9 protein-coding genes are annotated in these 12,565 nt (G+C 41.5%); 2 read left to right on the top strand and 7 right to left on the bottom strand.

The window, feature by feature from the left end:
* Positions 1-2 precede the first annotated feature (2 nt).
* The 3 genes from hutU to hutI all read right to left on the bottom strand — a co-directional run bounded on the left by hutU (position 3) and on the right by hutI (position 4,263).
* Complete coding sequence (hutU, locus tag AC3Z9T_RS01355; protein ID WP_490124416.1) at positions 3-1,688, bottom strand: urocanate hydratase; 1,686 nt, start codon at positions 1,686-1,688, stop codon at positions 3-5.
* A gap of 367 nt (positions 1,689-2,055) precedes the next feature.
* Positions 2,056-2,799 (bottom strand): histidine utilization transcriptional repressor HutC, encoded by a 744-nt coding sequence (gene hutC, locus AC3Z9T_RS01350; RefSeq protein WP_490124415.1) that lies wholly within the window; start codon positions 2,797-2,799, stop codon positions 2,056-2,058.
* 225 nt (positions 2,800-3,024) lie between these two features.
* Positions 3,025-4,263 (bottom strand): imidazolonepropionase, encoded by a 1,239-nt coding sequence (hutI, locus tag AC3Z9T_RS01345; protein ID WP_490124414.1) that lies wholly within the window; start codon positions 4,261-4,263, stop codon positions 3,025-3,027.
* A 334-nt stretch (positions 4,264-4,597) separates the two neighbouring features.
* Here hutI and smrB point away from each other — a divergent pair, with 334 nt between their 5' ends.
* The gene (gene smrB / locus AC3Z9T_RS01340; RefSeq protein WP_490124413.1) at positions 4,598-5,140 is read left to right on the top strand and encodes an endonuclease SmrB; all 543 of its coding nucleotides are present in this window, start codon (positions 4,598-4,600) and stop codon (positions 5,138-5,140) included.
* A 106-nt stretch (positions 5,141-5,246) separates the two neighbouring features.
* Here the strand turns inward: smrB and sixA are convergent, their stop codons facing one another.
* The 4 genes from sixA to AC3Z9T_RS01320 form a co-directional block, all read right to left on the bottom strand.
* Complete coding sequence (sixA, locus tag AC3Z9T_RS01335) at positions 5,247-5,732, bottom strand: phosphohistidine phosphatase SixA (protein WP_490124412.1); 486 nt, start codon at positions 5,730-5,732, stop codon at positions 5,247-5,249.
* A 788-nt stretch (positions 5,733-6,520) separates the two neighbouring features.
* Positions 6,521-8,701, bottom strand: coding sequence for a fatty acid oxidation complex subunit alpha FadJ (gene fadJ / locus AC3Z9T_RS01330; protein WP_490124411.1), 2,181 nt, complete (start codon positions 8,699-8,701; stop codon positions 6,521-6,523).
* On the bottom strand, positions 8,701-10,020 hold the full coding sequence (gene fadI / locus AC3Z9T_RS01325; protein WP_490124410.1) for an acetyl-CoA C-acyltransferase FadI: 1,320 nt from the start codon (positions 10,018-10,020) through the stop codon (positions 8,701-8,703). Before fadI ends, fadJ begins: the two co-directional genes overlap by 1 nt.
* A gap of 348 nt (positions 10,021-10,368) precedes the next feature.
* The gene (locus AC3Z9T_RS01320; protein ID WP_490124409.1) at positions 10,369-10,665 is read right to left on the bottom strand and encodes a YfcZ/YiiS family protein; all 297 of its coding nucleotides are present in this window, start codon (positions 10,663-10,665) and stop codon (positions 10,369-10,371) included.
* Between the two features lie 352 nt (positions 10,666-11,017).
* On the opposite strand from AC3Z9T_RS01320, the gene fadL reads away from it, so the two are divergent.
* A complete protein-coding gene (gene fadL / locus AC3Z9T_RS01315) occupies positions 11,018-12,340 on the top strand; it encodes a long-chain fatty acid transporter FadL (RefSeq protein WP_490124408.1) in 1,323 nt (440 codons plus the stop codon).
* The last annotated feature ends 225 nt before the right edge of the window (positions 12,341-12,565 follow it).

Raw genomic sequence — 12,565 nt, 5'->3', positions numbered from 1 at the left:
TCTTAGCGTGTTTTGATCATGGGTAAATTAAGATTTTTTTCTTGCGCGCATTTAATCGCAATATCATAGCCCGCATCTGCATGACGCATGACACCTGTGGCTGGGTCGTTATGCAGAACCCTCGCAATACGTTGAGCCGCTTCATCAGTGCCATCACAAACAATGACAACGCCTGAATGTTGTGAGAAGCCCATTCCCACACCACCACCGTGATGTAACGAAACCCATGTTGCACCGCCGGCTGTATTCAATAGCGCATTGAGCAGTGGCCAATCTGATACGGCGTCTGAACCATCTTTCATAGCTTCAGTTTCACGGTTTGGACTTGCGACTGAACCTGAATCAAGGTGGTCACGGCCAATAACGATAGGGGCTGATACCTCACCACTACGCACCATTTCATTAAATGCCAAGCCGAGTTTTGCTCTATCACCTAAACCAACCCAGCAAATACGCGCAGGTAAACCTTGGAAGCTAATGCGCTCACGAGCCATATCTAACCAACGATGAAGATGTTTATCATCAGGTAATAGCTCTTTGACCTTAGCATCCGTTTTATAGATATCTTCAGGATCACCCGATAAAGCGACCCAACGGAACGGGCCTATACCACGGCAGAATAACGGACGAATATAAGCAGGTACAAATCCAGGGAAATCAAACGCATTTTCAACGCCCATTTCCAGTGCCATCTGGCGAATATTATTACCATAATCAAATGTTGGAATGCCTTGCTTTTGAAACGCTAACATGGCTTTTACATGCTCAGCCATTGAGGCTTTAGCTGCTTTTGTAATGCCTTCAGGATCTTTCGCACTGCGCTCGCGATACTCTTCCCAGCTCATACCAATCGGTAAGTAGCCATTGAGGGGGTCATGGGCGCTGGTTTGGTCTGTAACCATGTCGGGACGAACACCACGTTTTACTAATTCAGGAAGTACTTCAGCCGCGTTAGCACATAAAGCGATTGATACCGCTTTTCCTTCTGAGGTGTACTTTTTAATACGCGCTAATGCATCATCCAAATCAGTCGCTTGCTCATCGACGTAGCGCGTGCGCAGGCGAAAGTCGATACGGCTCTGTTGGCATTCAATATTCAATGAACATGCGCCTGCCAGTGTTGCCGCTAATGGCTGAGCTCCGCCCATACCGCCTAACCCCGCGGTCAATACCCAACGGCCAGTCAGGTCACCATTAAAATGTTGGCGTCCTGCCTCAACAAATGTTTCATAGGTTCCTTGTACAATTCCTTGGCTACCAATATAAATCCAACTTCCTGCGGTCATTTGACCATACATCGCCAAACCTTTAGCATCCAACTCATTAAAGTGTTCCCAGTTAGCCCAGTGAGGCACAAGGTTTGAGTTAGCAATTAATACACGAGGGGCATTTTCATGAGTTTTAAAAACACCAACCGGTTTACCTGATTGGACAAGCAAGGTTTCATCACTTTCTAATTCTTTGAGAGTTTCGACAATTTTGTCGTAACACTGCCAGTTACGAGCAGCGCGGCCAATACCGCCATAAACAACTAGCTCATGTGGGTTTTCTGCAACATCAGGGTCTAAGTTATTCATAAGCATGCGTAAAGGGGCTTCGGTTAGCCAACTTTTTGCGTTGAGAGTGTTGCCTCTTGGTGCTCTGATATCACCGTTTCTGTATTTATTATTTATCGTTGTCACATTCATACCCTCTTTCGATAGATTCAGTCTGTACTGATAATGTCTTGCTATAGGTATAGTTGTATATACATGTACAATCAATACCTCATTTAACATTAAATTTAGGATAGGAACAGAGGGTGTTTTGTATAATCTATTATTTATTAATAGATTACAGATATTTCACTCAGAGTTGATGGGGAATAATTCTTCTAAATCTGCCAGTGAGATCACATTATATTTACAATTAATTCACATTGAGAGGCTAAATATTCTACTCAAGAATTTTAGGCACATGAAAAGCAATGAGTCTAGATGACCGAGGATTTAATCATTTTATTTTTCAAGTAGATAATCAAAAAGCAATCCAAGTGTCTGGTATTGCTTCTTGTTCTTAAGACGTAAAATGCCCTTTTAATTTATAGCGATTTCCAGGAAATAATAATTTCGTGCTCGTCACCACAAAGGATTGTGACCACGTGCGCCGTGATATTAATAAACAAGAAGAACCAACAGCAATGTTTAGCAATTTAGCAGCTCGTTCATCAGCCTCTATCGCTTCAACAATATGTTCTCCTTCTGTCAAAGGCGCAACCATTGACAGGTAATCATGTGGGGTAACTGTCGAGAAGTTCTGTTTTAAATAATCAGGAGCCGCTAATGCATTAACATAGCGGTCTTCTATCTGTACAGCTATCTCATTTTCGTAGTGAACAATAATGGAATGAAATACGACTGCATCCGCAGCAATATTCAACTCTGCTGCTAAAGCAATTGATGCAGGAACCTTCTCTAATTTAATGATTTTACAACCATAATGATGACCTCGCGCTAAAATCTCCGCCTCAATACTGTGAATTTCAAATAAAGCGGATTGGCCTTTTGGCTCAGCCACAAATGTGCCAACACCTTGCACGCGAACCAATAGCCCTTCAGCAGTAAGTTCTCTTAATGCACGATTAGCCGTCATACGACTACATTCAAACTGTTTTACCAGTTCAGACTCAGAAGGAACACGGTCATTTGATTGCCATTCTCCATTATGGATCTTCTCTGTAATCAACTGTTTTACTTGTAAGTAAAGTGGAATTGGAGTGTCTCTATAACCTTTTTTATCTGCCGTCACAATATCTTCCATTTAAAAAGTAATATATTAAACCCTTAACAAAATCAGCAAGGATTGCCTTGATGCTATCGAGCTATCCACTCGTCATACTTCAAGTTGCCAATATTTTGACTGTCGCAAATAAAACGCAATTCCCCGCAGTAACCTAGCGGGGGAAGAAAACAATCTCAAAAATTATATTATCAGTTTTATACCATTACATAAGAATTTTATGAGTTAATAATCAACAAACACCTTTTACCTATTTTGATGGCTAATAGCACCTTGATAAACTCGCATATATAAAGGCTGACTACCTTGCTCATAAATCATCTCAACTGGGTCAGTAGCATTCCATACCACAAAGTCAGCCTGATACCCTACTTTTAGCTGCCCATGAGTAGCCTCACGGCCTAAAGCTTTCGCAGCGTGACATGTCACACCGGCCCAAATTTCCTCAGGCGTTAACCTAAATAATACCGCAGCCATATTCATGACCATACGCAATGATGCAAAAGGACTGGTTCCTGGGTTGAAATCGGTTGAGACCGCCATAGGCACTTGGTGTTCTCGTAGTAAATCAATCGGTGGTAATTTTGTTTCACGTAAAAAGTAAAATGCACCGGGTAAAAGAACTGCAACTGTTCCACTTTCTTTTAATGCACGGATACCTTTGAGATCAAGGTATTCAATATGATCAACCGATAACCCCTTAAAACTTGCCACTAGTTCACTGCCACCAAGGTTAGAGAGTTGTTCCACATGCCCCTTGACTGGGATCCCCAGCTTTTGTGCTGCTGCAAACAATTTATGACTTTGTTCCAGAGAAAAACCGACACTTTCACAAAAGACATCAACCGCTTCAAATAAGCCTTGCTGCCACAAGGTTGGCATAATTTCTGTACAAATAAGATCAATATATTCATCAGCTTTGTCTTTATATTCAGAGGGAACAGTATGGGCTGATAACAATGTAGAGCTTACTGTAACAGGATAAGAATCAGCGAGCTTTTTAGCCACCAGCAGTTGTTTTTGTTCGCTAGCAAAATCCAAACCATAACCTGATTTCATCTCAATCGTCGTAACACCTTCACGGATCAAGGCTTCTAAACGTGGCTGAGAAACTTGATAAAGTTGTTCCTCATCTAATGAACGGGTCGCACGTACAGTTGAATTAATACCACCACCTTGCTGACTGATCGTTTCATAAGAAACCCCATTCATCCGTTGTTCCCATTCCCCCGCACGATTACCCCCAAACACTAAATGTGTATGACAATCAATCAAGCCTGGTGTCACTAAACGCCCTGCTAAATCCACGACCCGACAACTTGTAACATCAAGCAAACCCGCAGGGACAATCGCAACAATCAGATTATCACGCGTTACCATATCAACATTTTCTAATAAGCCATAAGCAACATCGGACTGCTGATCCATGGTAGCAATACGGCCATTTCGCCAGATAACATCGTGTACAAGGGTTTTAAATGACATAACAAATCCTATGGTTTAAAAATGCATTGGGTGTTGCAACAAAACAACAGGTATATATATGTATATACAATTAGACAAAACAGTGTGTTTTGTCAATGTAAACTCGACAGTTTGGTTAAAAATTTGTTAGCTAAATCTTATAAGTTACAGCTAGGCAATAAGTAAACAGAACGTTAGAGACATACACCGATCAGTGATGAGTAGCGAGTGAGTACAGTCACCATACCGAAAACGCAAGGCACTGCAACTTGAAGTATCAAGAGTCTATAACAATAATTACCAAAAATAGGGTAAACTTAAAGAAATAAAATTATCTAAAAAGACAGTTAATAGAATGAAAAATAAATTTGGGTTACATAATGATGATATTCATCTATTTAAAGAAGCGATCCGTGGCGCCAAGAAAATAAAACAGGATCAGGTATTGCATGCGCCCATTCGAGCTAAAGTAACTCAGCCATCGAGCAAAAAAGTTCAGCAAGAACAAATCGATGCATCGTTTTATTTTTCTGATGAGTTTCAGCCTCAATTAGAAGATGAGGGCCCAACCCGCTATCTAAAACCGGGAGAAAGTCCTTATGAATTAAAAAAATTACGTCGTGGGGATTATGTTCCTGAACTGTTTCTTGATTTACACGGCTTAACTCAAATGGAAGCCAAACAAGAAATTGGTGCATTAATTGCGGCATGTAAACGTGAAAATGTATTTTGTGCTTGCATCATGCATGGACATGGCAAACACATTCTAAAACAACAAACACCACTCTGGTTAGCTCAACACCCAGATATTATTGCCTTCCACCAAGCCCCTAAAGAATGGGGAGGCAATGCCTCAATTCTGTTACTGATTGAAACCCAAGAGAGTATTAGGCGTTAGATCACTCCCAATCATGCAAAGTGCAGTTAGGTAATAAATAAACTCAGCTAGCATATTGAATGCTACACATAATGACTCTAATAGCCCCTAGGGGCTAATAAGCGACCTACTGATTCATAGAAAACAGTTGTGATGGGCTGAGCATCCAATCTAGATGGGCTTTATGATGTACTACATCAATTTCAATACAGGCAATTGAAGAAGTAATAAACATTGGTGGAGCCTCATGTGGACACAACTCAGAAACTAAATAACCGACCAGTGGCAAATGAGAAACCACTAATACTGCATTTGTTCCCATTAACGCTAAATCACGAATATGGTCAGCAACAAATGCGGCATTCCCAGCAGGTGTCAACATATCCATCACTTCAACTTGTATCGGAAGGCTTAAGCTTTCGCGGATCACTTGCAGCGTTTGCTCCGCACGTAAATAAGGGCTAACAAGTACACTATCAATTTCTGGGTTACGTTTATTCAACCATTGAGCCATCAATGCTGAGTCATCTTTCCCCTTTTGCGTTAACGCTCTCGCTGCATCGCTTGCAGCCTGTAATGCAGCGTCACCATGACGCATAATATAAACTTGCATAATCCACCATTTGAGTCACCTAATCGCAAAACTGGCTGACTTTTTTTGTTAAAATATCTTTATATATCAAATGATAATATTAAATTGACGCCGTGTTAATTCACGCTAAACGCCCTAACTAGGTTTCAAATTATTGAAAGCATAATTGTTGCAAAAATCATCATTAACTACAACGAGTGTGTGATTCTGCATCAAACCATCCAAAAATAAAATGACTTAAGTAGTTTTTTTGCTTTTAATTTGTCCGAAAATGTATCTGAGTAGTGATAATTATCACTAGCGTTGATGCTTATCCTACTCTGCATGCCAATAACCCTTTCACCAGCAACTAACAATAAAAAAAACCTGATATTTTCTATAAAAAACAAATACATCAGGCTTTATCGTTAGTTTAGCGTACTATTTATGTGATCTTCCGAGCGACTCGCCAACCCCTCAATATCTGCACACTTCCCCAAGTGACTGCTCCTCGCCGTAAACGACGAAGCTTCCCACTTCTCAGGCCGCTACCGTTTGTATCACGGATTTACGCAGGCCTCCATGGACAGAGACGACGAGTCCCGCCGTCTGTCATGCCTGTATCCGTATATTATCATGATGAATTGAGCGCATTGCAGGGTCCCTGAAGGAGTTTATCCGAAAAAGACACCGTATCCGTCCGCGGATCCTCTATTTCATTGTGCAACAAAGTCCCGCAGAAAGTGTTTTCACGATTGCTCTTAAAAGCCCTTATGGCTTTTCGCCTTATCTCTCCGCCCGCATAGGGCGAAGGTTTACGGCGGATTTTGCTAAGCAGGAAAGAATTGCTCATTGTTTTGAGCCATGTGACATAATCGTTCACATGGAAGGAATTTTTCACCATATTTCTCAGCTAATTTATTCATCGTATCGACTGTTTTTTGAATACCTAAGCTATCCATATAGCGGAAAGGACCACCAAAAAATGGCGGGAAACCGATCCCAAATACAGCCCCGATATCACCATCACGCGCATTTTGAATAATTTTTTCATCCAAGCATCTGGTCGCTTCATTCAGCATTAGCATCACACAACGTTCTGCAATATCAATTTTGCTTAAATGATTTTGCGGATGAATACCAACCAGCTCATAGAGGCTCTTATCAACTTGGCGTTTATTGGTTTTTTTCCAAAATAGCAGTTTAGATGATGATTGATGCCCATAAAGATAGAAGCCTTTACCGTTTTTCTTACCTTTACGACCATCTTTATTCACCTTATCTAAAAGCTCAGGCGCCATAAATCTATTCCCAAAACGGTTCACTAAGATAGGCAAAATTTTTGTGCCAACATCGATACCAACCTCATCTAGCAGGTTAAATGGCCCAACAGGGAAACCAAAATCGACTAAAGCGCTATCAATATGTTCAATTGACTCGCCACCCATTAAGCATTCAGCAGCCTCACATAAATAAGGTGCTAAAATACGGTTAACATAGAAACCAGCGTCATCACCAACCACAATAGCTGTCTTACCTTGCCGTTTAGCGAAAGCGACGGCTGTTGCAATAGTTTGTGCATCCGTCTGATGATGAGGGATCACCTCAACTAGTGGCATTTTATCTACTGGACTAAAATAGTGTAAACCAATGACTTTTCCAGGATATTGTGCGTTTTCAGCAATCTGGTTAATAGGTAGTGATGATGTATTTGAAGCAAAAATAGCCTGCCCTTTAGTCACATCTTGAATTTCAGCAACCATTTTTTGCTTTAATGCAAGATCTTCAAATACCGCCTCTACAACAATATCTGTATGCTCAAACCCTTGATAATCGAGAGTACCAGATATTTTTGCCATCACGGCATCACGCTCACGAGCAGGCATTCGCCTTTTATTCACTCGCTCCGTCATAAGATCCCAGCTATAACGCAACGCTTGTGTCACCCCTTTCGCGTTAATATCTTTGATGCGAACGGCTAAATGACCACGCATTGCAGTAACATAAGCGATCCCTCCCCCCATTAAACCGCCACCCAGCACCCCTATTTGTTTAAACTTAGTAGGGGCTGCCGTTGAACCCGTTTCATTTTTTAACGAGGTTGTTGCAAAAAAGAGGCTACGTAGTGCAGCCGACTGCGGTGTCATCACTAACTCACCAAAGGCTTTTGCTTCTGCCTCATACCCTGCTTTAATGCCTTTTTCGACCCCAATTCGCACGACTTGAATGATCTTCTCAGGTGCTGGATAATGCCCTTTGGTTTTACGCATCACCGTCTGTTTAGCGGTTGAAAAAACTTTATTACGCAATAACCTGCTACTTAATAACCGTTGCTGCCAATGGATAGGTGCACGCTGAATTTTACCTTTTTTTGCCATTTGAACGGCGACATCCAGTAAAATAGTTTCAGGCACAACATCATCTACTAGCCCCATTTTCTGTGCTTGTTTAGCGCGTAGTTGTTTACCTGTCAGCATCATGTCTAATGCGCTAGGGATACCCACTAACTTAGGTAAGCGCTGTGTTCCACCCGATCCAGGTAGCAAGCCAAGCTGCACTTCAGGTAGGCCCAGCCGCGTTTTGTCATCACTAGAACAAACCCGCGCATGACAAGCCAATGCCAGTTCTAAGCCTCCGCCTAAACAGGCTCCATGGATAGCAGCAATAATAGGTAATGGATAGTTTTCTAGCTTATCAAATAAAACCTGCCCTTCTTTCGATAGTTCACTGGCTTCCTCTTTACTTGTACAATTAGCAATCATGCTAATATCAGCACCAGCAATAAAACTGTCTCTCTTCCCTGATGTGATCACCAATCCTTTCAAGCCTGAAGTTGATTGTGCCTGCTGCAATATGGCGAGGAATTGCTGAGCAAATTCAGCTTTTAATGTATTCACCTTTTCATCGGGAACATCGACATAAATGACACCTACCGTTTGTGAATGAACTTCAAAACGAAATGCATCTTTAACGATTTTGCCTTGTGTTTCTATCGCAGAATAGTCAGCCATTACTCCACCTCCAGAATCATTGCTGTACCTAAACCACCAGCAGCACATGCTGTTGTTAGACCAAACCCTCCACCACGCCGACGTAGCTCGTGAAGGGTTTGTGTTACCATACGTGCACCTGTTGCAGCAAATGGATGCCCATAAGCAATCGAACCACCTAACACATTAAATTTATCCATATCCACTTCACCAATTTCTTTTGCTAGCCCTAATTTTTCTTGCGCAAACTGGCGGCTTGAAAATAGTTTAAGGTTTGCCAGCGTTTGAGCAGCAAACGCTTCATGCATATCGATTAATGTGAGATCTTGCAATGTTAACCCTGCTCGCTTCAAGGCGATAGGCGTTGCATACGATGGCCCTAACAGCATATCTTGCCAAACATCAATTGCAGAAAAAGCAAAGCTACGAATATAACCTAATGGTGTATAGCCTAATGCTTTGGCACGCGATTCTGTCATCATTAAAACAGCAGCCGCACCATCAGTTAATGGCGTACTATTTGCTGCGGTAACAGAACCATGTTTGCGATCAAACGCAGGTTTTAATTTCGCATAAGACGATAGAACGGAATTGGTACGAATATTATTATCTTGAGAAAACGCTTGTTTGAACGGTGGCATATAAGCAGTCATCACCTCTTGCTCTAACACCCCACTCTCCCATGCCTTCGCTGCCAATATGTGTGAACGATGAGCCAGCTCATCCTGTTGCTCACGACTAATGTGATAACTTTTCGCCATTTGCTCAGCAGTATCGCCCATACGTAGCCCTGTCGAGTACTCTGCAACTGCTGGTGCAACAGGTAACAAATCTTTTAAGCGTAATTTCGTTATCAATGATAACTTTTGCCCTAACGATTTTGCTTTACTCAAAGAGAGCAATGTTGCCGCTAATTTTTTTGATACACCAATAGGTAAAACTGAAGAAGAATCAGCACCACCAGCAATGCCCACTGAGATATGTCCAGCCATCATACTCTCAGCAACATTCGCCATTGCTTGGAAGCTGGTTGCACATGCACGTGAAACGCTATAAGCATCCGTTGAAACACTCATACCTGTGCCAAGTACAATCTCCCTTGCAATATTCGGAGCAGAAGGCATTTGCACGACCTGCCCAAATACCAACTGTTCAATCAATTCTTTATCAATACCACTACGATTGAGCAATTCAGCAACCACCGCTTTTCCCAGATCAACTGCGGCAACCCCTTGGTATGCTGTTGCTTGCTTAGCAAAAGGTAAGCGTAGACCGCTAACGATAGCGATCCTTTCTTTTGCTGTATAAGTACTTTCGCCATGATGGGAAATTTGATTCATGGTAGCTCCTGCTAAAATTTTCTAGCTTATAGACCCCTTGTTGAAGTCTTCGTTGTCTGTATTTAGGCTCAATTAGAGAAACTAGTCTCTCAGAACCGAATCAATAAGAGGCGCTATTACAACGTTTAGACTTAAAGAGGTCCGACCTGTTTATTATTGTTAACATAAAGGTTACATTCAGAAAACAGAGACATTGAGAAAATGCGAGCTTGCACACAACTTAATGAACATCAATGAAAGATTGGAACAATTAAGGCAGGAAATAGATGTTACAAGAAAATAAAGAAACCTCCACTGTTGAGTCATAAAACAGCAGCGGAGGCTGTAAATAGTCAATCATTTGATTGATTAACGTAAGCCCAATTGAAAAATCAGACTTTCTGCTTCACAGCTAAATGTAAAATCTGCTGAGAGTTCAATGCCCCCCTCAACATTCTTAATTGAATGATTGATGATACAAGGATCAGACTCAACTGATTTTGCTTTGTCTGTTAGCTGCTTCAACATCGCTTCCGCCTCGGTTTGGCTTGCGAAAACATGCTGATACGATGCGGTGCAATCTTTGTTATCTAAAATTGTCCCTACATCCACACAGCAGCAGGCCGCCGTTTCTTCTGCGCTACAGCGCTTAATCGCATCAGTCATTTTATTCTCCAAATCAACAAACTGTTAAGTCGCTATCATAACGCCTAAAAACAGCGAAAAACCAGTGTATATCAAAAGCGATCACTGACTATCTGCTATAAGTTTGATCTAACCCCATAAATAACAACCATAAGCAAAATCCAACTAGTGCAATGTTGCGATTTTGTTAAACACATCGCAATTTTGAAAACAAGTGCGAGATAATTGTAAAACAGACTTGCAACATATGAGGTGGTCAGACCTATACTCTAGTAACTGGTCTGATTTGTCATAGAGGCAAGCGACCCTACAATTCTGCGCTTCTTGCGATAGAAGTCGCCTAATATAAATAATAAACAAGAGGGTTTTGGTCATGAGCCAGAAAAACCTATTTACTCGATCAGCTTTGGCAATAGCAGTGGCAATGATTTCATCTAACGCTGGAGCCGCTGGTTTTTTGCTTAATGAATATTCCACTTCTGCGCTAGGACGTGCATTTTCTGGGGCCGGCGCAATCGGCGATAACGCAAGTGAAGGTAGTCGTAACCCAGCAGCGATGATGCTATTTGATCGTCCTGCTCTCTCGGTCGGTGCCGTTTATATTGATCCTAGTGTTGATATTAAAGGCCGTGGAGCTTCTCCACTCGGTAGTAACTTAAATGCGAATGATATCGCGCCAAGCGCCGTAGTACCAAATGCCCACTTTATTTTCCCAATTAATGACAAATGGGCTGTGGGTACTTCAATGACCACCAACTTTGGTCTCGCCACTGATTTCAATAAAAGCTATGCGGCAGGTCCAATCGGCGGTAAAACTGACCTCAAAACAGTGAATTTAAACCTAAGTGGTGCTTACCGTTTAAATGATAACTTTAGTTTTGGCTTAGGTGTTGATGCCGTTTATGCAGATGCAGAAATTACCCGTCATGCAGGGGATCTTGGACAATTGACACCCCGTCTTGGCTTACCTGCATTACCTGCAAGTACCACAATGGCAAAACTAACAGGTGATGATTGGGGTTACGGTTGGAACGCAGGGATCCTTTATGAATTAAACCCTGACAACCGTTTTAGTTTGACTTACCGTTCAAAAGTTAAAGTTAAATTTGAAGATGGTAAATATTCAAACGATTTACCAAATATGCCACTACCTGGGGGCTTAGTAGGTACTGGCGGTGAAAAAATCAAGGGTAAACTCGATCTTAACTTACCAGATATCTGGGAGTTTTCTGGTTACCATAAAGTCGCGCCAAAATGGGCATTACACTATAGTGTTGCCTATACAGGTTGGAGTGAATTTAAAGATCTAACAGCGTACCGTAGTAGTGATAATAAAGAGCTATTCCATAAAGCAGAAAACTTTAAAGACGCGTGGCGATTTGCTTTAGGTACAACCTATTTCTATGACGATAACTGGACATTCCGCACGGGTATTGCTTACGATGAAAGCCCTGTACCAGCTAAATACCGTTCAATTTCTATTCCTGACCAAGATCGCTACTGGTTAAGTGCAGGTACAACCTATGCATTTAATGAAAATGCCTCCGTTGACCTTGGCATCTCTTATATGTATGGTAAAAAAGTCAATATCTCTGAAAAACTCAGCGAGAACGCTAGCATACCACTGCCAGCTTATGAGTTTAAATCTGAAGGTTCTGCTTGGTTGTATGGCGTGAACTTCAACTATACATTTTAATTGATACATCCCATATATAAATAACAGGGGAATTATCCCCTGTTATTATTTTATCCAAAAGCCAACAAACCGTTTTCTATCTGTAAAATTCCCTTTTCTAGTGATAAATAACTGGTATTAACATCATTTTCTGCATTGAAAACACGCCGTTATTATCAAAATAGTAAAATCCGCTACTTACCACGAAGAAAAAAACGCTCAAAACGCTGTACGCGCCTGAGTTAC

It is taken from the genome of Providencia sp. 6390, assembly GCF_058148425.1.
Note: the sequence above shows the minus strand (reverse complement) of the source record. Positions and strands in the feature narration are given on the sequence as shown.

What these genes read in the sequence shown, in the direction of transcription:
- sixA (WP_490124412.1), bottom strand. Translation starts at nt 5,732, where the DNA reads ATGCAAGTTTATATTATGCGTCATGGTGACGCTGCATTACAGGCTGCA.
- hutU (WP_490124416.1), bottom strand. Translation starts at nt 1,688, where the DNA reads ATGAATGTGACAACGATAAATAATAAATACAGAAACGGTGATATCAGA.
- fadI (WP_490124410.1), bottom strand. Translation starts at nt 10,020, where the DNA reads ATGAATCAAATTTCCCATCATGGCGAAAGTACTTATACAGCAAAAGAA.
- AC3Z9T_RS01320 (WP_490124409.1), bottom strand. Translation starts at nt 10,665, where the DNA reads ATGACTGATGCGATTAAGCGCTGTAGCGCAGAAGAAACGGCGGCCTGC.
- smrB (WP_490124413.1), top strand. Translation starts at nt 4,598, where the DNA reads ATGAAAAATAAATTTGGGTTACATAATGATGATATTCATCTATTTAAA.
- hutI (WP_490124414.1), bottom strand. Translation starts at nt 4,263, where the DNA reads ATGTCATTTAAAACCCTTGTACACGATGTTATCTGGCGAAATGGCCGT.
- fadL (WP_490124408.1), top strand. Translation starts at nt 11,018, where the DNA reads ATGAGCCAGAAAAACCTATTTACTCGATCAGCTTTGGCAATAGCAGTG.
- fadJ (WP_490124411.1), bottom strand. Translation starts at nt 8,701, where the DNA reads ATGGCTGACTATTCTGCGATAGAAACACAAGGCAAAATCGTTAAAGAT.
- hutC (WP_490124415.1), bottom strand. Translation starts at nt 2,799, where the DNA reads ATGGAAGATATTGTGACGGCAGATAAAAAAGGTTATAGAGACACTCCA.